Source organism: Klebsiella sp. 1SOBk5mer, assembly GCF_046603115.1.
Lineage (GTDB): Bacteria > Pseudomonadota > Gammaproteobacteria > Enterobacterales > Enterobacteriaceae > Klebsiella > Klebsiella quasipneumoniae.
The window spans coordinates 150,759-171,641 of record NZ_JBKIUU010000003.1; the positions used below are offsets into that span (position 1 = coordinate 150,759).

The 20,883-nt window shown below is 50.5% G+C and carries 25 protein-coding genes and 1 pseudogene; 2 read left to right on the forward strand and 24 right to left on the reverse strand.

The window, feature by feature from the left end; translation table 11 throughout:
* Nucleotides 1-74 precede the first annotated feature (74 nt).
* The 12 genes from ACLH1U_RS09515 to ACLH1U_RS09570 form a co-directional block, all read right to left on the reverse strand.
* Nucleotides 75-839 carry a DUF6651 domain-containing protein gene (locus ACLH1U_RS09515; protein ID WP_110237558.1) on the reverse strand — a complete coding sequence of 255 codons (765 nt, stop codon included), beginning with the start codon at nucleotides 837-839 and terminating at the stop codon, nucleotides 75-77.
* Between the two features lie 534 nt (nucleotides 840-1,373).
* Nucleotides 1,374-2,486, reverse strand: a complete 1,113-nt coding sequence (locus ACLH1U_RS09520; RefSeq protein ID WP_411299216.1) for a phage minor head protein — start codon at nucleotides 2,484-2,486, stop codon at nucleotides 1,374-1,376.
* Nucleotides 2,470-3,894, reverse strand: a complete 1,425-nt coding sequence (locus ACLH1U_RS09525; protein WP_110237556.1) for a DUF4055 domain-containing protein — start codon at nucleotides 3,892-3,894, stop codon at nucleotides 2,470-2,472. The genes ACLH1U_RS09520 and ACLH1U_RS09525 overlap by 17 nt, the downstream gene beginning before the upstream one ends.
* 4 nt (nucleotides 3,895-3,898) lie before the next feature.
* On the reverse strand, nucleotides 3,899-5,203 hold the full coding sequence (locus tag ACLH1U_RS09530) for a terminase large subunit domain-containing protein (protein ID WP_110237555.1): 1,305 nt from the start codon (nucleotides 5,201-5,203) through the stop codon (nucleotides 3,899-3,901).
* The gene (locus ACLH1U_RS09535) at nucleotides 5,181-6,185 is read right to left on the reverse strand and encodes a terminase small subunit (protein WP_110237554.1); all 1,005 of its coding nucleotides are present in this window, start codon (nucleotides 6,183-6,185) and stop codon (nucleotides 5,181-5,183) included. The genes ACLH1U_RS09530 and ACLH1U_RS09535 overlap by 23 nt, the downstream gene beginning before the upstream one ends.
* A 596-nt stretch (nucleotides 6,186-6,781) precedes the next feature.
* Nucleotides 6,782-7,000, reverse strand: coding sequence for a hypothetical protein (locus tag ACLH1U_RS09540; protein WP_110228745.1), 219 nt, complete (start codon nucleotides 6,998-7,000; stop codon nucleotides 6,782-6,784).
* A gap of 96 nt (nucleotides 7,001-7,096) precedes the next feature.
* Nucleotides 7,097-7,342: a DUF2560 family protein gene (locus ACLH1U_RS09545; RefSeq protein ID WP_040206326.1), complete on the reverse strand. Its 246-nt coding sequence runs from the start codon at nucleotides 7,340-7,342 to the stop codon at nucleotides 7,097-7,099.
* A 1,521-nt stretch (nucleotides 7,343-8,863) separates the two neighbouring features.
* Complete coding sequence (locus tag ACLH1U_RS09550; protein ID WP_071787613.1) at nucleotides 8,864-9,052, reverse strand: hypothetical protein; 189 nt, start codon at nucleotides 9,050-9,052, stop codon at nucleotides 8,864-8,866.
* On the reverse strand, nucleotides 9,003-9,278 hold the full coding sequence (locus ACLH1U_RS09555; RefSeq protein ID WP_004206697.1) for a hypothetical protein: 276 nt from the start codon (nucleotides 9,276-9,278) through the stop codon (nucleotides 9,003-9,005). Before ACLH1U_RS09555 ends, ACLH1U_RS09550 begins: the two co-directional genes overlap by 50 nt.
* Nucleotides 9,275-9,622 carry a hypothetical protein gene (locus ACLH1U_RS09560; protein WP_004206698.1) on the reverse strand — a complete coding sequence of 116 codons (348 nt, stop codon included), beginning with the start codon at nucleotides 9,620-9,622 and terminating at the stop codon, nucleotides 9,275-9,277. Before ACLH1U_RS09560 ends, ACLH1U_RS09555 begins: the two co-directional genes overlap by 4 nt.
* A complete protein-coding gene (locus ACLH1U_RS09565; protein WP_110237553.1) occupies nucleotides 9,619-10,158 on the reverse strand; it encodes a glycoside hydrolase family 108 protein in 540 nt (179 codons plus the stop codon). The genes ACLH1U_RS09560 and ACLH1U_RS09565 overlap by 4 nt, the downstream gene beginning before the upstream one ends.
* Entirely contained in the window at nucleotides 10,158-10,454 is a 297-nt protein-coding gene (locus tag ACLH1U_RS09570) for a phage holin family protein (protein ID WP_142670082.1), read from the reverse strand. Before ACLH1U_RS09570 ends, ACLH1U_RS09565 begins: the two co-directional genes overlap by 1 nt.
* Before the next feature lie 204 nt (nucleotides 10,455-10,658).
* Here ACLH1U_RS09570 and ACLH1U_RS09575 point away from each other — a divergent pair, with 204 nt between their 5' ends.
* Nucleotides 10,659-10,829, forward strand: coding sequence for a YnfU family zinc-binding protein (locus ACLH1U_RS09575; protein WP_004184492.1), 171 nt, complete (start codon nucleotides 10,659-10,661; stop codon nucleotides 10,827-10,829).
* Nucleotides 10,830-11,577: 748 nt separating this feature from the next.
* Here the strand turns inward: ACLH1U_RS09575 and ACLH1U_RS09580 are convergent.
* From ACLH1U_RS09580 to ACLH1U_RS09600, 5 genes are all read right to left on the reverse strand, one after another.
* Nucleotides 11,578-12,204: a YagU family protein gene (locus tag ACLH1U_RS09580; protein WP_038421387.1), complete on the reverse strand. Its 627-nt coding sequence runs from the start codon at nucleotides 12,202-12,204 to the stop codon at nucleotides 11,578-11,580.
* Nucleotides 12,205-12,456: 252 nt separating this feature from the next.
* The gene (locus ACLH1U_RS09585; RefSeq protein WP_110237552.1) at nucleotides 12,457-13,272 is read right to left on the reverse strand and encodes an antitermination protein; all 816 of its coding nucleotides are present in this window, start codon (nucleotides 13,270-13,272) and stop codon (nucleotides 12,457-12,459) included.
* On the reverse strand, nucleotides 13,269-13,565 hold the full coding sequence (locus tag ACLH1U_RS09590; RefSeq protein ID WP_072413051.1) for a DUF1364 domain-containing protein: 297 nt from the start codon (nucleotides 13,563-13,565) through the stop codon (nucleotides 13,269-13,271). The genes ACLH1U_RS09585 and ACLH1U_RS09590 overlap by 4 nt, the downstream gene beginning before the upstream one ends.
* Nucleotides 13,566-13,567: 2 nt before the next feature.
* A complete protein-coding gene (locus ACLH1U_RS09595; RefSeq protein WP_040212056.1) occupies nucleotides 13,568-13,768 on the reverse strand; it encodes a hypothetical protein in 201 nt (66 codons plus the stop codon).
* Entirely contained in the window at nucleotides 13,765-14,370 is a 606-nt protein-coding gene (locus tag ACLH1U_RS09600) for a DUF1367 family protein (protein WP_072413049.1), read from the reverse strand. The genes ACLH1U_RS09595 and ACLH1U_RS09600 overlap by 4 nt, the downstream gene beginning before the upstream one ends.
* Nucleotides 14,371-14,735: 365 nt before the next feature.
* Between ACLH1U_RS09600 and ACLH1U_RS09605 the strand changes: the two genes are divergently transcribed.
* Nucleotides 14,736-15,002, forward strand: a complete 267-nt coding sequence (locus ACLH1U_RS09605; protein WP_142670079.1) for a hypothetical protein — start codon at nucleotides 14,736-14,738, stop codon at nucleotides 15,000-15,002.
* A gap of 116 nt (nucleotides 15,003-15,118) precedes the next feature.
* Here ACLH1U_RS09605 and ACLH1U_RS09610 read toward each other — a convergent pair whose 3' ends face one another.
* From ACLH1U_RS09610 to ACLH1U_RS09640, 7 genes and pseudogenes are all read right to left on the reverse strand, one after another.
* Nucleotides 15,119-15,562 carry a GNAT family N-acetyltransferase gene (locus tag ACLH1U_RS09610; protein ID WP_004179624.1) on the reverse strand — a complete coding sequence of 148 codons (444 nt, stop codon included), beginning with the start codon at nucleotides 15,560-15,562 and terminating at the stop codon, nucleotides 15,119-15,121.
* A gap of 153 nt (nucleotides 15,563-15,715) precedes the next feature.
* The gene (locus ACLH1U_RS09615; RefSeq protein ID WP_411299217.1) at nucleotides 15,716-17,569 is read right to left on the reverse strand and encodes a DNA cytosine methyltransferase; all 1,854 of its coding nucleotides are present in this window, start codon (nucleotides 17,567-17,569) and stop codon (nucleotides 15,716-15,718) included.
* Between the two features lie 275 nt (nucleotides 17,570-17,844).
* Nucleotides 17,845-18,312, reverse strand: a pseudogene (locus tag ACLH1U_RS09620) (class I SAM-dependent methyltransferase); the annotation flags it as partial.
* The gene (locus ACLH1U_RS09625) at nucleotides 18,309-18,893 is read right to left on the reverse strand and encodes a hypothetical protein (protein ID WP_258314971.1); all 585 of its coding nucleotides are present in this window, start codon (nucleotides 18,891-18,893) and stop codon (nucleotides 18,309-18,311) included. The pseudogene ACLH1U_RS09620 and the gene ACLH1U_RS09625, both read right to left, overlap by 4 nt.
* Nucleotides 18,877-19,221, reverse strand: coding sequence for a DUF977 family protein (locus ACLH1U_RS09630; protein ID WP_012967875.1), 345 nt, complete (start codon nucleotides 19,219-19,221; stop codon nucleotides 18,877-18,879). Before ACLH1U_RS09630 ends, ACLH1U_RS09625 begins: the two co-directional genes overlap by 17 nt.
* Before the next feature lie 7 nt (nucleotides 19,222-19,228).
* Nucleotides 19,229-19,978, reverse strand: coding sequence for an ATP-binding protein (locus ACLH1U_RS09635; RefSeq protein ID WP_110237550.1), 750 nt, complete (start codon nucleotides 19,976-19,978; stop codon nucleotides 19,229-19,231).
* A 2-nt stretch (nucleotides 19,979-19,980) separates the two neighbouring features.
* The gene (locus ACLH1U_RS09640) at nucleotides 19,981-20,868 is read right to left on the reverse strand and encodes a hypothetical protein (protein ID WP_227500906.1); all 888 of its coding nucleotides are present in this window, start codon (nucleotides 20,866-20,868) and stop codon (nucleotides 19,981-19,983) included.
* Between the last annotated feature and the right edge of the window lie 15 nt (nucleotides 20,869-20,883).

Genomic DNA, 20,883 nt, shown 5'->3' on the forward strand with positions numbered 1-20,883 from the left:
TTGGAGATTAAAATATAGGGTTGGTTGAGCTATCCAGCTCTGGCACCAGCAGCCATCCGGCGGCGGGCAAAGAATTAATCGACGATGGTGATACCGTCTTTGAGAGTTGATTGCTGATCTGTTGGACTCAAACTGGTAAACGCATCGCGTTTCATCGTTTTCTGCCCGAGTGAATGCTGAGACTGCCGTGAGCCGCCTCCCTGGTTGCCGCTGGCCTTCAGAATGTGGTCTTTCTGTGGGTACTGCTCCACCAGGAACTCCAGCGCCTCATCAAAGGCCGCTAGCTCGCCCGGTTTAGAGCGGGAATAAATTTTGTTGCCGGAGCCGTCATAGGCAACGACTTTCCCGTCCTCGACTTTGAAGGACTGACCGAACCGCGCCTGAAGCATATCTGCCGGGATTGCCACTTTATCTGCGATGAATTTCGAGCCAGAGAAACGGCCGCCGATCATTTCCTGATAAAGCTGGCCTTCAAGAGTCGTCGCACGCTGAGTAGCTTCATCAAGCTGCGCCTGGAAGGATTTGGTGATATCCGCTTTAACCTGATCAACCGCGCCTGCGTCGATCAGTTTTTTCCGGTCGATTTTAGTCATCATCTCCAGCGCTTCGAGCGCCTTAGCCGGATCACCGATTTTGGCAAACTTAGCCAGGCTGGCTTCAGCTGCTTCTTTGGCTTCACGATGAGATTTCGCCTCACCGTTCAGAGAAGAGATTTTTCCAACGGCCTGCACAGCATCAAACCCAACTTCCTGGCCGTCATCGTGGACGTAGACGGGTAAACCGCTGGAATCGACTTCTGCATAGCTTTTGCCGTTAACTTCGACTGTTTTCAGTTTCATGTGGTTACCTTTTTGTGGGCCATCCGACCGTTGCGCCGCTCACCATCCGGATCACGGCAATAAAAAAAGCCGCCCGGAGGCAGCCTGTTGTGAAATTTAGATAATAAAAAAGGCCGCCTTAGCGACCTTGATAGTGGTATTCGTAGTGATGCAGTTTCCCGTCTATTACTATCCTTTCTAGCGTATATATCAGAATATCCTGTTCGAGATCACAGGCATCAAATCCGTTATTAAACAATGGGGATGCATCAGAAACAGGCTGAGGAAATTGCACTCGTTCTAATGGCACTCCGTAGTCATCCGTGTGAAGGGATACGGACTCACCATCTCGAGGCCCACCTTTTAAGAAAATCTTCATGCTAAAGGTCTCCTGAGCGATCATAAGCAAGTGTGGTGGCCGGTGCTGCCACGGCATTCTGATTCTTGAGAACGGCGGGGACTCACCGAGGTGAGTCTGGTTTCCGGCTTGCCCGTTTCTCACGGGACGCTTTGGCGCGCAGGTCAGCATCCTGCATTCACCACGAATTTACTCTATCACACTCTGGCATCCTTAAACGCCTGCGCGTCGCGGCTGCTCAATTGGTCAAGCGTCAGCCACTCGCCCCTGTCGTTGTAGAACTCATCGGGAGACATGCCGCCATCACGAATCAGCCTGGCGCGCGTTTCTCCGACAATCTCAGCTTGTCGCGTGAACGACTGCCGGGAGAACCAGTCCTGGTAATTTGTGTCAGCCGGAACCTGTCCATCCATGCTGGCACGCGAGCTGTCCTTGATTTCGCCGACTTTGATACCCAATTCCTCGGACGATTTCAGGATGTAAGTTTCGGTGCTCCGACAGCAAAAGTGGATTTTCCCGGGTCCCTGCAGATACGGCACCTTATGGCCGATAGGCTTGTTATCCAGGGTGTACTTGAGACGATCGCGAATACGACAGTCTTTTGATGTCCGGTTATCCAATGTAGATAACCACTGCTTACCCTTCAAAATGTCATCGTTCGCATCTGCGAAGCTTTTCCTGGCCGTCGAAGCAAGATGGCCCACAGCCGTTTTTGCAATACTGCCGGCATTGGTGCGGCTCATCTGCAACGCGCCATCCTGATAACCACGGTTAGCATGACCACGAACCTTTCTGGCGATTTGCTCATGCGTATCGCCCAGGAGAAAACCCTGCCGCACTGTATTGGATATTCTTGCCATCCTGTCAGCTTCAAGGTTATCTGCCCACTCCGAAAGCAGGCGCCCCTGAAACGGCTGTGCCATCGCAGTTGCGTAAACGGCATCCGGTGAAATGCCCACCAGCGGGTGCAGCGATAGCACATCATCGGGGATCGCAAACTGGAACAGGCTCAGCTGAAAGCCTGCTTCGTGCTGAGCGAGTTGCTGCAGCTCATCAGATAGCCCCGCGTACATTGACTGTACAGCCTCGCGATTGAGAGCTCTGACACTAACGAGCAGCGCTTCCAGTCGCGACACGGTAAAGCTGTCAGCATCCAGGCTATCCATCGCCACCAGCAATCTGGCTATCAGTTCCGCATCGCTGTCATTCAGGATTTTTATCATCCTGTTTGCAACGCTGGTGCTGTACCGCGCTATCCATATCGCATGCGCTATCGATTCATCCTGAAGCTTGTCATTCGCCGTTGCCATTTGCACCACCCGGGTTACTCAGTCCGCCGGCCAGCGTGACCTGCTGATTCCGCAACTCGTCGATTACCTCTTCGGGCTTCGCGTCCGGATCGATAAATTTGAGGGCCTGCAAAACGCGAACAGCATCGACCTGACGTATATCACCACCCTGACGGAGCGACTGAACAGCTGTTGCAGCTGCGGCATCAAACGTCTGGGCTGAAACATCCAGTTCGGTGCGTACATCGACATTGCCGCCTTCTTTCTCACCCAGCCATTCCGCCATAATCTGCAGGATATTATCGAGCGCATCCTCAAGCGAGCTTGCCATGGTGTAGAGAGGTGAATTCTCCTGCATCCGCTCTTCGTGAGTCTGCTCTAAGGATTTAGTCGATGTGTTTTCCGCGCGCAGCAGTTTTGCGCCGGCCTGACGCATCTGGTTTTCCAGATCCTCAAGGGAAATCTTACCGGCTTCAATCGCAGCCCCGGTATGCTCGACATATTCCAGTCCCTGCCGCTGGCGGTCATCGAAACGAGTCGCAGAGGAAGAACCTATCGTCAACGTTTCGCCATCAGCCAGACCGTAAGCCACCAGCAACGGCACGCGAGCGACATGCAGGATATTGTCCTGCTCACTCTGACTCTGCCAGTGCTTGATATTCAGTAAGGCGAGATTAAGCAGTGGCGGTGAACCGCGCATAAAGCCTGTGCGTTTCGTGTAAAGCGTCACCAAGGGAATGTCATCGCGACTGGTTTCCCACTCGTCGTGAATCTGCCACTGGCTTTCGCCGTTATCACCTTTATTTCGGCGATAAATTTCAACCTTACCCGGCATGATATGGCGTATTTGCTCAACTTTTGTTTGCCCGTAATCGTCGCCATCAATAATGATGACCTCTCTGATACGCAGATCGGTCAGCACCACTTTCCCTTTAACCACTTTCGATTTCCAGCCGATGACCTGGCGAGGATTAAGCATCGTGGCATATGGGCGGGATCCCGCGGCTTTTTCGTCGGCTTTAGTTTTTACTGCCTCCGGGTCAATTTTCGGGAAATCCACCAGCGCATGTACCAGACCATACTGGAATCCGATGCTGAAAAATTGCTGTGCCCAGACATCGAGCCGGTTTCCTTCCATATCAATATCTGGCGACAGCTCCTGTATTTGTTCAGGAGAATCCTCACTCAATACCGTCGGCTCCGCAAACACTCGCCCGATGTTTTGTTTAATGGCCTCTTCATAAGCAGGGAGTAACGTTGCCGAAGCCAAACGCTCCTTATAACTTTCAGGATCTTCGTTCGGCCATTTCGGGAGATACTTCTTGCCCTGCCGGCGCATTTCCAGCGTGCCGCCCATCAGCGCATCATTAATATCCCATGCCTCAACCATGTCGTTATAGTCGAGGTTGGGCGTTGAAATATCAGGCATGGTTTTACATCCGCAGTTGGGTGACTTTTCCAGTCGGTTTAATGATCGGGAATTGCTTCACAATGAAATACCCACCAGCATCGTTGGGATGATCGTTATCCGCCGTTTTATCCGGCTCACCGTTTTCACCCCAAACCTGTTGCTCAAGCGACTCGGTGTACACCGGGCACCGCTTTACATTCACTTTGTAGCGACGTTCACCGTTACCATTGCAGAACATGGCATTCATCGCGTTGATGCGGTCTTTCACTGGCGGGTTTGATGCATTAACTACCACATTGAAGCCAGCCTGCTTAAGCTGAGCGATATCAGTGGCACTGGCATTGCTGGATTTGCGGGAATCGCCGGAAGCGTCCGGGTAAATATAGATTTCCCTTACCTTGCGATAATCGTTCCCGTCGTACAGCCAGAACCGTTCTTTGATGATGCGGATCATGTCAGGGGTGTCGTAAGCCTTCACAATTTCATTCACCGCAAACGGAAGCCCCAGACGTAACACATGAACAACCCCGGCCATCTTCCCGACGTTGAAATCCATACCGATATACAGCGGCTCACCGGGTTGTTCTTCCTCCCGGCAGTTATTCAGCTTACGGTCAAACTGATGGTAAATCGTCCCGCTGGTCAGGTTGGTGAACTGGCCACGGAGATAAGCCTTGATCAGCTCCGGCGGGTATGACTCCATCAGCGACGGGATATAGTCCGGCGGCAGATTCTTTTCGTTGTCGAACGTCGAGGCCTGCACCAGGCCGTAGAGCGTTGAGAGCGAAGGCTTATCGCGTACAGCCTTTGCGAACTGCTGATAAACGAATTTAAACCCTTCCGGCGTCGTGGTGACGTCGATCCCGTTACGAAGACCGTCCACGTTGTAACGCATACGGGCAATGATTTTTCGCCAGGCTAACTGCGCCTTTTTGGCGGGCATTATGTCGAGCTCATCAATCAGCGCATTACCGATTTTAAAACCAACGATGGTTTGCGGTTTTTCCATTGAGCGGCAGATCGTCGTTCCGCGATACTGGCGCCCGGCGTAGAAGTGAACCTCTTTGTTCCCCTCGTTGATTTTGACATTCAGCCCCCAGTCGTAGGCTACCTCCTCAACAGTGGGATAAAAGATGTCTCGGATCTGCGGATACGTTGGCGCAAAGTAACCCTGGTTGATTTTGGGGTGTTCCCACATCCCTTTGCAGATACCACCGCAGCCGACCCACGTCTTGCCAGAACCGAAGCCGGCGACGTAGGCCTTAAACTTGTACTGCATCGCAAGGAATTTGGCCTGAGGGATGTTAAGCGTCGGTGCTATCGCCATCCTCTTCCCTCACTCGTGCATCGACTACGTTGATATTGATTGCAACTGGCGTTGGTTCGTCATCCTCCGGGTCAGCAGCCAGCTCTTTACGTAATTTTTCAACCTCCAGCTGCCGGCGCTCAATTTCAATCTGCTGCAGACGCTGGGCGAATTCACTATCAGCCAGGCCGAGACGTTTCATCACCGCCTCGTACATGCGCTCGCGGCTGATAGCGGTTATCTCAACGCCATTCTTCCCAAGCTTCACACCGGAATAGGCAAGCGCAGCATCCGGTGCCAGCTTACGTGTATCAGCGAAGTATGGCTGGCCGACGCCATCACCATTACAGCGAGGGCATTCCGGGTTAGGCGCGCTGTTATGGTCGTAACCGTAGCCACCAACATCGACGGGCTCGCGACGTTTTCGCTCAAGCGCTTCGAGTCGCTTCTCTTCGTACTCCACGGCATCACGCCATTGATACTGATGACCAAAGCCCCAGCAGTAACGACAACTCCCGCGGCGATACTGTGATAGCTGGTTGGCGTCGAACGTTGCCAGGCACCACATCTGCTCAAGCACTTCATCAGCGCTGCCAAGCGTGCGCACAATGGATGCTTTCTGCTGCTGCGCAATGGCCTGCGCAATACTAACTTTTGCTAACAGCCTTGCTCCCTGCTCATTCGCTGTCTTCTTGCTGTACCCGGCACGGATAGCGGCCTGCGTGGCGTTGTTGTCCTTCAGGTATTCCGCGACAAATAAACGTTGTTGATCGGTGAGGCCATCATTATCCACCAGCTCTTCAGCGCACTTTCCCTTTTGCGCAGTGCGCAGTTTCTTCTGCGCTGGTTTTTGCGCAGTCTGCGCAGTGGGTTTCTTGATGTATCGGCGGGCTGTAGCGTAATTCAGTCCCTGCGCTTCACACCAATCCTTCGGTGATACGCCGGTTGCGGCATGATCGGACAGGAACCGTTGCTGAAGCTCGCCCCAGTCCGGTTTTGCCATGGATTATTCCTATTTAACGTGAGGGAGAAAAAGGAATTACTGATTCTCCATAAAATATTCACTTTTATGTTTTGGAATTAAGGCTCTTCAGTTCAGGAGTTATTATGAAAAGAATTATGCTTGCTGTTTTTGTGATCTGTGGTGCACTGTCTCTTTCAGGATGTATCCTTCCCCCGGGTCCACATGGCAGCGGACTTGGTGGAGATCACTACCATGGTCCAGAGCATCATTAACCGCCTGAGGGCTTTAATTTTACAAAGATGAAAAAGGCCGCAAAATTATGCGGCCTTTGGTCACTACCAACTAGCGTATAAAGAATCTCTCAGGAGCCACCCGGGAGAGGTTCATCTATACGGCTAACTGACCTCTGCCGTTCTGGTGTGGCAGGCAGAGACGTTATGAGAGTAGTGAGTATTTTAAAATTCACCGAGATAAACAGACAATAATGTCAGTTACCCCGTGCAACTGGTAATTGGTGATTAATTGAACTGTCAGCTAAGACGATTTGTCTGATGGTCATTAGCATAGGCACTCTGTGAATGCCTGTGATAATGGGGGTCAGAGACCAGCTTAAAACCTGACCAATGTTACTTAGATCACAATCCATAGAACCACCCACCAATGCCAAAGGCTGCAGCGATCACCAGACAAGCAATTGCCGTTTTAGGCATTAACACACCGTAAAATGCAGGAGACAATCCCAGGAATAAAACCATTAGCACTGGCCACATACTAAGCAACAGGAAAAAGTAGCCATCTATACCACCGCTGCTAAACGTCACATTCACTCCAAAACTATTACCCGGACTTTCCATAGCTTGGTTGCTTCGTTGCATGACATCATACAACTGCCCCTTATACAGGAGCATTAACATTATCACAGGCACTACGTGAATGCCTGCTGTAATGCCTTAGCTTGCCTGTTCAGCGCTGGTATCAAACAGCGCCAGCGCTTCGGTCGCTTCCTGGATGGCCTTGCGGGTCTTCGAGACAATCTCACTTTCTGTGAAAACACGATCAAAGGAGTCTGCGAAAAGCTCAGACTTAAGATAACTGTCGCCTACCCAGTCAATGGCCAGCTTGGCCGCTGCGGTGTCGTAATTCACTTTCTTGATGATATCCAGGCGGATTTGCTCGGATGCGGTGATCTCTGACATGTCTTACCTCTTTGATAAATAATACATACAGAAAGACCCTGTATTAACAGGGCCTTTTATCGTCAAACTTTAGGGAACCAACGCTACAAGCCAGGTAAAGTAATGACACCCTGACTTTATACTAAAAAGTGACTCATATTAGAGCTAATGGTGATCATCCATAAAACCAGCCTGCGACACCAAGGAACATAGCTGACAGAAAACAACAAATTGCAGTTTTATGCATCAATACACCGTAAAAGGCGCAAGATATCACGACAAGAAGTACAATAAGGACAGGCCACATACTAAACAAAAGAATAGCATATGACTCTGAATTATTATAAATATTATTTTGCACTAGCATCATAATCCTTCTACGGTGTTTGAAAGCATTGCAATGATGCTAATTTTAAATTCCGACAGCGAATTTATAATAAATAGAAACCATCAAACCAACGAAAAATCACTCTTCCCCAAAAAAATCATTACCAAGAAGATTCAACTACAACCCAAATATTCAAGCCGTGTATATAACGCTGCACCGGAACACAAACAAATACACCTTCATTTAAACTTACTGACTTTATTATACTACCCGCAGGAGGAAAAACATCCCCACTCCCAGGCAACTTGTTAATTTGTTCAGTACCATATCGATAATACTCTGGAAGTTGTGGAAGTTTGCACTCAGTCATAATTAGCAGCTCATTTTATAAGAACTCAATGTAGCATACATGATGAACTAAAAAACCCACATTGCAAACAATATATTTCGTTAAAGTGAAAAACATTGCTTCGCGAGGAGATTTTTTTGTTCACAGCTTCTCTTACCCTCTAAATTCCCTAAGGTTTTACCTAATATCTTAATTTTGAAATGGTAGAAATATTATGAAAGTTACAGACGTACAATCCATGAAGCATACACTCGCTACGCTTGTTATATCCGAAATGTTATCTAAACTAACTTATGACTTTGCTCTGCCATGACAAAGTCCACTGTTCTACCCGTGAGCTCAGGGATGAGCCACTTCCTATAGTGTCAGACCATCCATTTTTTCTCAAAACCAGTAGAAAAACACCTCGAAATCTGACTAAACTCCGACATTGGCTGCCCCTGCAGCGCCCCGTCAATTTGTCGGATTTACTCCACGGTTTTTTTTATCACCTGAAGCTGCTGGGCAAAGGCTCCAAGAATCCAGCCCACCAGCGGTACACATTCCCGGCATCCAGAAGCAGGATACCTGAGAGATGTTATATCCTTCGAACATATGAGAAATGTATCGTAAGTAGTTCTATTCAAAGGTGAGTTCATCAAGCCTTAATGGTTTTCTTATAAAAGCCTTTTGGCATTCGATTATGAGTATCTGCCCCTCGCACAATGAGCAAAACACAGGAGAGGATTTACCGGAATCACCATTTCCACAGGTGAGCTCCTAACCCCATAAATAGTGCGCCCAACCGTGTTATCTCTGATAAATTACATAAAAGACCTTGCGTTTACTTACCCGTGGACCTCAAGGATGAAGCCATTTATTTAACTCAATGAGCAGAGGTAATGCTACGGCAGTTGGCTTGCACTGCTTTGTTGTGCGCCAGAATGTCGCGCTTGGTCTGCATATCCAGCACGTCGATATCGTGGTCGGTCAAGTAGATGACCCTCACCCAGTTGCACGCCGTATCAACGACTACCGGGGCGGGTGAAGTGCTCGCGCAGCTCCCGATCAACATTGTTATCAGGCATATGGCTAACAGTCTGCTGTACATCAATGGCCCCTTTCACAACTTCCGCCTTACGTTCTGCCGCGGCGACGGTGGCGGCGGCATTCTCTTCGGTACGCTGCAGATCGGCTTTGGCTTCTGCCTTACTGGTACCGCGAGCATGACCAATACCGAACGCGCCAGCTATAGCGCCCAGGATGACGACCACCAGCCCAGCAATAATTTCGAAGCTCACTGCTGCGGCTCCTTCAGTTCTTCGGCCTTAGCTTTCAATGCTGGCTGGCGTACGTATTGCGAAAGCACCGCCAGCACCACCAGCGCAGGGCTAATCAACGCAACAATGTTTGGAGGCAGAATGTTTTTGATATCCGGCGGCAGCATCGCCCAGGCGTGCAGCGCAGCATCCGGGAACGACTGCGCCCACATGCCAACCAGCGCACCGATAGCCCCCAGCTTTACAGACCACGTTTTCAGCAGCAGGCTGGCATGGGCAACGAACTCCAGCCGGGTATATTTGCGCAGCAGTAACAGAACGAGCACAGCCACCACCACGAGCAAAGCGAAGATGATCATATTCATAGCACGCGCTCCTTAACCCAGCCGTAGAGGAAATCCTCGTTGGCTTCGCGGCCCTCCGCCAGTTCGAGGTATCTGGCGCCCTGGCTGCAGTTCAGCGCACGTAACAGAACCTGTTCCCCCTCTCTCCCGCGGGCTGAAAGATATCCCTTAAGCGCAGTGATGGTTCGGGGGCCAATTGCGCCATCCGGGATCAGATCGGGATACAACTTCCCACGCATGTTAAGGGCAGTGAGCCAGCGCTGGAAAAACTTACTTGCAACCGATGGCCCCATGTTCACGCCAGTGTCGCAAAGCTCATCTGCCAGTAACGTAGATAAACTTGCCACCTGATCGAATCGGGGGCCGGTCCAGTAATCGCTGAGCAGAATTTGCTTTGCTGTTTCCCTGGGCAGGTTTCTCATATCACCGGTGTAACCATGTGCTCGAGCTGTGGTCTGCGTGATGCCCCAGCGGGTCGGCCCGCCTTTATCCGACGGATGATCGACATAACCACCCTCTTTGCCGAGGATCCCCTCGATAGTCTTGTCTGCTGTCATTATGCTTTCACTCCGGTGATTCGTTCCCAGAAATACGTGAGCGCTACGGAACCCATAGCACCACTGATACCGGCAGTGGCCAATATCATGTAAATACTCAGGCCACCTTCAATGCTGATGAGCCCACCAATAACCCCGGTAAAAGCCGAAACCACAATCTGCGCAAAAGCATTTATCCAGCTCCATTTTGCTTTGCCCTGCTTTACATCCATCAGGAATCGGACAAGGCCGCCCCAACCAGCAATGATCAGCAGAGCCAGCCAGGTGATTCCGGCCATGCTCTCTTTGTCTTGCATATGCTTTGCCATAGGTTCACCTCCGGGTTAACGGGGTGCTGTGAGTTTGATAAGGATCAGGACCGGCGGGAGGAATACTCATCAATGGTGATTCCGGGTACCTGAAAGAAAAAAACCACCTGTGCGAGGTGGTTGGGAAATTCAATACGAGCTATGTATCAGTGGATAGTGTATGGTTGCGGACCATTCATCAGGAAATGTCATATGCAACAACGCAAAAACTCAAAAAACAATCGCAACTACCTCATCAAATGTACCTGCCCTAACTGCATCAACCAATCAGAACATAGTTACACCCGAGTCCAAAAAGGTTCTGCGCTGATGTGCCCCCACTGCAGTAAGATTTTCACTCAAGACAAACTCCCTCTAGCTTAGGCTTTACGTAATCATAGTATCGGTAAACCATCCACTGTTGTGCCCGTCTTGATTAGAAAAGTGAGTCCGTTAGCTAAATTCCGCCAAGACTGGTATAGGCCTACAGACTGAACTTTTGACGTGCAGGGCCCCAGAAGACAGCAGGCCTACCGTAATGGAAGGCCATAAGGGGTTATGCTGCATGTGGGGTGCCAGATAACGACAGGTAATTCTTCGGTCAGTCATCATGGCTCGCGCTGAGGATTCACATCTTAGTGTTTACCCCTTCGCCAGCCAGATGAAGGTATAGCTTTTTTTGATTTTTTCTTTTAGCTGTTACGAGGAAAAAAAGAAGCCCGCTGAGAGAGGCGGGCTGAAGTTGGCATTTCAAGGAGCAACGGTAAGAGCGCGCCTGATTGTCCGAGCTACCGATTTACCAGGATGCATTTGTTTTTACCGTTACGTTCTTTAAACATAGAAGGGTAACTGTAAACAGTAAACCCAACATGAATCTTAAATATGTTTAGTGGCAGTGTGGTGCCGGGTGCCTCCCGGTGAGCATGCCCCAGTCGGCATGGCCCGCGCTGCATTTACAGGTTTCTGTAACTGACTGGTCGCCCCTCCGCACAGGGGGATTCACCACATCAATACGTTATGTTGCAAACGTAGCTAGCGTCAATACACTCTGCATACATTGCTATCGAAGAGCGACTAATCACAGGCATAAAAAACCCGCAGTTTATGCGGGTTTATGACTTCGCAGCTTAGATTATCTGAATGCTGAATTCAGAGAAACTTCAGCATCCGGTTCGTGCGTAATTCTGTTTCTCAGATCCCGGCGAATTATCTCAATGGACCAGAACCACACCAGGTGTCCAAATATTTCAGAAACGTTTTCATACCATGGTAGTTCGAACAACGGTGGGGTTAGGCCCATAAGCGGAAACGAAATCATATGGACAAACAGTTGTGCGAGTGCACCAGCAAGCAAACCCTGCCACAGCTTAATTTTTGGAAACACCTCGGCAACTACACAATACCCAACCGCGAACACGATGGAGAATATGATATGTGTTACGCCTACCCAGTTAAACACATGTCCGGCGAAGGTATAGACAGCCGCATTTGGATCGGCCAGCCCTAACCAATCACGCAGAAAAATATAAGGAGGGTTAAGGAAGTTTCTGGAGCAATCAATCTGCCCGGCAGCTCGAATTAATGACTCTGGTCCACAGGCACTGGTAAACATATCGACAGGACTACGCGGTGGTAATGGTACTTCAGCACCCCATTTAACAAATGCTGAAACCACCCCAGAAATAAGCCCGATAAACAATGCAACACCATAATGCCGTCTGCGAGGTTCGGTTCGCACAAAAATATCTTTTAACGCCATAAGACCATCACTTATAAAGAATATTTACAGTTCCTTAATATTCCTTAAGTTTGGCGCATGGCATTTTGATTCAGATCACACTTTATAGCCGATTTCAGGCATTTGTTTTCAGAAACACAAAACCCTGCAGTAGCAGGGTTTATATGAATGGTTTCGTTCAGGCGTTTTATTCCACGATTTAAAATATACACGACAACTTCGGACAAAAGCAAGCACATTGCACCTAAAATGCAAAATAATGCGCCCATTTACTCAATCAGCTGTTGCTCGTTGAAACTCTTCATCTGCCCTCTTCTCTTCCCTCCAGCATAGGTCCACCAGCGCATCGCAGAAAGGTTTCCAGTTGCGCGTCCATGTTCTGATGTGCAGGTCTGGGATAAGCGTCAGAATCGCTTTATAAGCAGCAGTAGACGGCATCGCTGAAAAGCCATTCCCCGAACAGCGTTCACAGATTTTATATACCGGTGCTCCCTGCTCTTTCGTCGCTTTGCGGTCCAGAACCCGGCCAGAACCACCACAGCGGCAGCGAGCATTTATTTTCCCCTTACCGTCACAGGCTTCACATTTAGCGCTTATGCTGGCTGTTACTTCAGTCCACTTATCCCAGTCGGAAGGACGGACAGCACGGGATTTTTTAGCCCAATATGGTGCTTTGCCCCACGGATTAGAAACTTTGCGTTCCGTGGTAGTGGTTTTAATCTTTCCGTTGCCATTGCATACCCGGCAGGCACCCGTTGTTTCCGCGGACCGGGAATAATCCGCAAAAGCAAACTGCGCCAAAATCAGGCAGCAGTGCCCCAGCTCTTTACCCGCGGTTTTGCGTACGTTCTTCGGTGCAGTTTCAATCGCATACCGCGCTAGCACCTGGACGGCCAATTGCTCATCTGTCCTACTAATGCCAGTCTTTCCAAAGAACGCTGCCAGCCCGAACCTTGCCCTGCTGCTTGTCACACCAATACCAGCCATAACATCCGTACCGTTGAGGCGATCAGGTGATGTGCCTTTCACATCTTCGCCGATGTGCATACCCTGGGGGCTGAAATGTTTTAAGGATGCTTCGAGTTTCATGCTTTCAGTAACCCCTCTTTTTTCCATATAGCCAATGTTCTGATCACACCTTCAGCATGCATCAGGCGCAGTTCGTCGCGTGTGTAATCGGTGGTTCTCTTTCTGCCATCGATGAGATCGTGGCAAGCACTGCAGGCAATTGCCCCCTGAGTGTCGTCCGGCTTACATCCAGTACCGCACGTCCCTGCCAGTCGGTAATGCGCCAGCACACTGGTTTCCGGGTTGCCGTTGCAGTAACCAGGGATCCGCACTGTGCATTCGCGGCCTCGAGCCGCTTTGCGAAGGTTCGCCATACTCACCCCCACATCCTGTTGCGCCAGCGAGAGTCTGGGCGCGGCGGATTTTTGTCCTCCACCAGCTGCGCGCTGACGGTCCATGTCATAAAGTCAGGGTTTAAGCTTCGTTCAACCTTTACGCCCCGCTGACGATATCTCGCTACCAATTCTTCGGCCTGCTGCGTTGTGCATTCGAGATGGTGAAACCATGAGCGTTTCATCGGCCTCCCCCCGCGAAGCTTAAAAGCTGGTTGGCGGCGTTCTCAGCTTCCTGCAGGCTGTTGAACGAACGAGAGAGGATCCACCGCCAGAGAACATCCAGCGATGCTTTATACAGTTCCTGGAACTCGCATTCGTCCATACTGGCGAAAGAAATGCTGTGAGGGTGTTTTTTCAGCGTGCCGTCCGGCAGCTGTATGGCGTCATAGTGGCCGGCTTCAACGATGACCCACGCCCGGTAAGCATCGAAAGATTTGCAAATACTGATATAGCCGGATCGCTTCTCGGCTATTCGGTCGAGATATTGCCCGGCGGCATCAAGTAACGCCGATTCACTCCCGCCATATGCAGCAAGGTATTTGGCGTAACCTGTGATAAGCCTGCGCTCATTAGACGAAATCGCCCCGCCGGTAGGTTCCCAATATTCAAAACCGAGATTGAGTAAAGCAAAGTAACGGCGATGAAACGCCGGATTACGGACAAGTTTAAAGTCGGCCTCCAGAACGGCGCCGAGCTTGCATTTTGATTGTAGAAATTCGCTGGTCTCCTGCGTGGCAGGGATCAGTAAACCTTGTGACTGCTTTATTAAGTGCAATTGCGCCATGGTTTCTCTCCGTGGCGCAGTAGGTTAACGGTTGTTCAGGCCGTTGATTTCATATTATCAGAAGGTGGGATAACTCGGTAGCCGAGGCGATGCAGAAAACTGGTCATTGTGTTGAGATTAAATATTCCCTCGTCCTCAAGTAGCGGTCGCATAGAAGTAATCCCGCTAGCCGTGTACACCAGGGCTCGGCCAGCGGCCCTAATACTGCCCACAATTTCACCTGTAGAACGTTTAACCAGATCGTAATACTCGTCACTCTCACTGCGCATCCCTACCTCCCGGAAGCAAAATCATATACTGTGTTTTTATACAGTATAAATTAATGTTGAATCACTTACATGTGAAAATTACACGGTATGAGGGATATGATGGCAGATGAAGATCACCCTACAAGCCACTATTTTCAAAAGAGATTATCACAATTGAAAGTTTGGGAGTTTTGTTTAACTTTCATGGCTAACGGAGTGAAAAGTTTTGCGCGGTTGTCGACGGCATTTTTTGTGTATCGTATAAGCCCCTATTTACCAGTGCAAAAAAGAAAACCCGCCGAAGCGGGTTTTCTCATGCTGCCTTACCATTTCTCTCTGTCAACTTTGGCAAAATTGAAAGTAGAAGGCTATCCAGTTGTATAGTCTGGCAGTTTAGAAGAGACGACTACCACTGGGTAAGTTACATTGACGCCATACTCAAGTAGTGAGCTAACCCGCCAGGCATTAACTAACCACTTTATTATGGCTACATCGAACATTTATTTCAGAAACTTGTTATACACGAAGAACTCAGTATCTCGCACAAATCCATTACGCTCATACAACGCCTGTGCACGGATGTTATCTGTAGCGGTACTAAGCATAATAAATGCCGAATCGCTCTCCTTCGCCAGTTGCTCAGCACGTGAGATTAGTTTGTGTGCCACACCATGCTTCCGAGCTGACTCATCAACGAAAAGGTCATAAAGCAACCAAATACGTTTCATCTCAAGAGAGCAAAATAAAGGATAGAGCTGCGTAAAGCCTACCGCTTTGCCATCAACCTCGGCGTAAAAGATCACGGACTCATTAAGCTGAAGGCGCTTGAGAATAAAATCTCTGGCCTGCGAGGCATTTTCTTCAACCTCGTAGAAACGACGGTACCCGAGATACAGGGGAAGGATAGTATCCACATCATGTGGTTGAGCCTGGTAAATCTTCATACAAAAACCTCATAACTAATGAGTGTATAATTGTATTACAAATAATTTTTCCGATTTGTCCTTTTGTGGGCTTAAGTTCACTTTTCGCCCCCCCATTCTCCTGTTGGATTAATTTTTCGCCATAAAAGATAAAACCCGCCGAAGCGGGCTTTATCATGCTGCAATGTCTTTTTTCAGGCACATCTCCGGCAAATTAGCCCTCACCAGCGCCTCAGCGAATGGGGGCGGAACGGCATTGCCGCAGCGTGCAACCTGCTTATCCTTCGCATACTTCACACCGCGGTAATCCTGATCGATGATGTACCACTCCGGGAATCCCTGAGCGCGATAAAGTTCATGTGGCTGCAGCATGCGCATTCCGATGTCAACAATGCGGTAAACGATGCCCTTAATCGTCACCAATTCGCTGACGCCAAAAGAATTTAGGAACTCTTTAACTTGATCCGCACGCAGCTCATCGTAATCATTGGCCGCCAATAACGCGCTAACTTCTCCAACATGCTGACCTCCAGCAGTGATTGTCGGCATCGGTTCATCGGTTCGCTGGCCATCGCGGCAGGTTCCGCGTAGTTTTACCAGATGCGATGTCACAAGAGCGTGATGATCTACTGTAGTCACTGAGTGAGCTGGCTCATCAAGCGCAACGCCCGGACCGGTGTAGTTCCCGCCATAGTGTTTCGCCAGGAAAGCAGTTGTTACGGCAAACTTATTGCCCCCAGCTGTAACAGTACCCAACGGTTTACCAAGATTGAGAACCCGCGGCGATTGCCCCACCCGTTCGCCATACCCCATCTGAATAAGCGTGGCCGTGACTAACTGAGACTTACCCCCACCACCAGCGGTAATCGTGGCGCAAGGCTCATCTGCCCGGTGGCCAATGCTGGTGCCGAACTGGCGGGCGATAACCGGGGCAACCACACATGCTCGGGAGTGTTTTAGGATGGTATGAACTGGTTTGTTGAGTGGACGCGGTTTAGCTTGATACTGGCTACCACCATTTCCAGCCATAAATGGTGCCAGAGTAGGTACTGCCAACGCGTAACCATGAGTTTTGGTGATTGTCTGTATTGGTGAATACAACCCCTGCCCACGGAAACAATAATATTTACCGCGTGTCGTAGTGTGGTTGCATTTAACGATGAATGGGTTATCGCTATCGACCACAAATCTCTGGATACCCCGTGCTATACGCTTCAACGTGTTAACTGCAAGCGGCTTTTTGCGGTCAAATATCGATGGTGCAGGAATGGACCAGTCGATGCATTCAGCAGCTGTCCGCCATGGCGTCAATTTTCCAGCCTGCACCGCCGGTGATTTCGGATCCCCGTGAGTAGCTTCTGGCCAGACTATCGGTTTCCCGTCCCTTCGCATCACCATGAAAAAGCGCTTACGAATAGTTGGTGCACCATAGTCGCAGGCGCGCAGCTCGCGATAATCGACGTCATAGCCCAGCCCGGTAATCAAGCGCCTCGCCTGTTCGCTATCCGGCGACAACTCCAGAAACTCGCAGCATTCCAACAACGCAGGGTGATCCGCAGGAACTCCGGATGTCAGCATGCCGACGAATGCCAGGAACGTTTCGCCAACACGGTCCGGATCCGGACGCATTTCCGATGCCAGTAGTGGACCCCACGTTTTAAACTCTTCAACGTTCTCCAGCATCATTACCCGCGGACCAACATCCAGCGCCCAGCGGATAACGATCCACGCCAGCCCACGAATCGCCTTTTCAACTGGTTTAGACCCTTTCGCTTTGGAAAAGTGGCGGCAGTCCGGTGAGAACCAGGCCAAACCAACACGGCGGCCAGCGGTCGCGACCTTTGGCCTGACTTCGTAAACCGACTCGCAATAGTGCAGCGTGTCCGGGTGATTAGTAGTATGCATCGCTACAGCGTTCGGGTCATGATTAATCGCAATATCCACACTGCGCCCAATCGCCAGCTCGATGCCCGTTGAGGCGCCGCCGCCGCCAGCAAAGTTATCAACGATGATTTCGCTCTCTCTCACGCATATTTCTCCATGGCGCAGGCCAGCGAACCAGCCGCGGCGATAATTGACGGTACCGGCATTTTTTCCAGCCACATACGATTGATATGGTGCTGCAGTCGGCGCTGGTGGTGCGCCGGAAGTGTCCCGGCGTTTTCGATCTGAGAGAAGACCATACTGACTTCCGCTGGCCATACTGTTTCAGGTATATCCACCAGCAGTAAGCTTTCCAACTCCAGAAATCTCTTGGTTGTATATTCCAGAAGTGGATCGGCCATTCTTATCTCGCGTCCACTTTTGACGAACAATATCCAGTGGGTTTTGTCATTCCTTCCAGTGCGCTGAGAAATTGCTGGTTTCTCATCGGTAAGAGCTAGAATTTCGCGCACAGGGATCTGAACTTCGTTCCACTTAAAAATTAAAACGCCATGAGGCCGCAGCACGCGAAAAGCCTCTTCAAAACCTGCGCGCAGGTCATCGCGCCAGGTGTCTTTGTTCAGGCGACCGTATTTCTTACTCATCCAGGCGTTTTCGCCCACTCGTTCAAGATGCGGCGGGTCAAACACGACTATGGGGAAAGAGGCGTCAGCGAACGGCAGCGCGCGGAAGTCGGCGATAATGTCCGGGCTGATAACCAGGCTGCGCCCGTCGCACAGGGTGTGCTGCTCGGAGCGAATGTCGGCGAACAATGCACGCGGGTCCTGTTTGTCGAACCAGAACATGCGAGAGCCACAGCACATGTCGAGAATGGTTTGCTCGGTCATTTGGCACCCTCGCGCAGCCGATTGACAAAAGCGACGATCGCATCATGAAACTCAATTGCTCCTGACGTACGTTTTTCGGCTTCTTCGTAGCTGATATCAAGCCTGTCCATAACACAGTCAGTTTCAAGATAGTCAGAGCAAGCATCCAAAGAAGCGGTAATCGCATCAGCCTTAATCCCGGCCAGGTAGGCATCGGTGGCGGGGGTTTCAGGCTTAAGGGCATCCAGAACGGCGTGGATAACCTCTGTTTCGTTTTCAACCCATGACCACTCGGAGGTTTCATTCCAGTCATGATCCATTACTGCGGTTTCCCAGAATGCATCGACTGCTTCGGATGGGATTTTCTTCTGGATAAAAACATTCTTCAGCGCCACATTCTCAACAGCCAGCGCCTTAATCACCGCCGCGAACGACGCCGGGCCATCCTCGCCGCAGACTTCCATCATGGTTTTTTCCCATACGCGCTCTTCATTCAATGACGCGTCGCGTTCGGCACGTAATTTTTCGACTTCCGTAACCAACTCAGCGTTACGTTCTGCAAGCTGACTCAGTGTTAATCCGTTTTCAAATTGAGTTGCCATGAATAGCCTCCTGAACATCTAACACTCGCTGAAAAACGGGGCTGCCAAGCAGGCTGTAATTCATCCCAACAGCAACTTTCGGCACCAGGCCAAAACGCTTCATGTCAAAGTCGATGACGGCCCGCTGATCGCGGAAAAGCCCCAAACGACCATGCCGGACAACCTCGCCGGTCGCTTCTGCTTCGGAAAAATACCGTTGGACAGTAGCGCGGCTCAGGCCCAGTTTGTTCATTGCCTCGGCGGTCGTGAGGCGCCCCTGATGCCTGGTGATCCGAATCACTGCGTAGACGTACTCTCTGCGCTCAACTGCTGACAATGCTCTTGCCATACATACCTCACTTAACAACGCGCAAATGGCGCACGTTTTTGCGATAGCTGTCCCATTCAAAATTCACCCACATACCGCCGTCCATCTGGAGACGGTCAAGGATCCGCATACCCAGTGTTTCCTTCAGCGATTCATAGTTCAGGTTGGTTAGGATGCCGACAGGTCGCATGGAGGACAGCCGGCGATCGATAACCTGATTCAGGATGACTTTTTCACCGCTGCTTCCGCGCTGAATACCCACCTCATCCAGAATAAGCAGGTCCACATGACACAAATCGTCCAGCAAGGACGCCTCTGAATGCCCGCCGTCATAACATTCCCGAACACGCAGCATAAGATCCGGAATGGTTACCACCAGCACAGAGCGGCCACCAGCCAGCAGGTGATTTCCGATTGCTGCCGCCAGATGGTTTTTCCCGGTGCCCGGCGCTCCGCTGAATACGAAACTCGCAAACCCAGAGCCGAAATGCTGCGCATAACTTTTCGCCATCGAGAGCGCCCGACGCTGGCCATTCGACTCAACCTGATAGTTCGCGAATGTGCAGCCGCGGTGCAGATCCTGAATTCCTGCACGTCCAAAGATTTTCTCTGCACGTGCGCGCTGGTTTTGTTTTTCCAGTTCCTCACAGCGTTTAGGGCCTTCTTCGGCTTGCCAGGCACGCCATTCATCAACGCTGCCGAATTTTGGCTGAACGCCAGGGGGAATGAGTTTTTTCAGTCGCTCCAGTGCATTCCCGGTACCAATCATGTTTTTCATCGCTACCCCCTGAATCCCGATGGGATGGTTTTGTCAGGTTCCGAAATCTGATTGGGATCTCGTGCGCGTGGCGCCTGCTGAATCGCCCACGGTTCGCTGAAATGCATACCAGGGCCAAAAAACGTTTTCGCCTGTTTCACGTACTGCGTGTCGAGGATTCCCTCGGCTTTAACGAAAGCCGCGTAACGCACCACTCCTGCGAAGATTTCCGCCGTAGTGGTTCCATCCCTGATTCGGGCATTCCAGGCTTTGAAAGCATCTGACTTGCTGTTTCCCCCTGCCCGCTTGGGATAAACCGACCAGACCTGCTCGAAATCATTCGGGTATATTTTTTGGGGATCAGGTTTATCGCCTTCGTCCTGGTTCTGATCGTCTGGGGGTGTGGCGAAGCCATGCCCCGAACTATCTTCTTCCTGATCCTGTTCCTGCTCCTGATCCTGTTCCTGGTTAAGGAACGGTTCGAGAACCCTTTCGGAACCCTTTAGTTTTGCGATGCCGATGTGGGATATTGCCGAGGCTAAAACCCGCGCCAGCTCTGGCTTAACCGTAGATGTGTCCGGGACCTGATCAAACAAACGCAGTGCTGCAATTCCCTGGTTTGGGTTTTCAACTGAATTCCAGGTCAGAAAGTTACGAATTAGCACCCATTTCGATGACGAATCGCGCGTTGCGAAACCGTTAGCCGATAGCTCATCAAACCCTTTCGAAACCCTTTCAGGAGTCCAGGCTAAGTCTTCCGAAACATATCCATCAGGCAGCCGGAAACACCCAATCATGTTCGTGTGTTGCCCGGTGAGCAGGTACAGCGCCAGCAACCTGGCATCATCCGATACCCGGCGCATTCCATCGCTTATCCAAAATGATGTATGCACCTTGCCGTAATCACGCATAGAGACCCCGTTGTT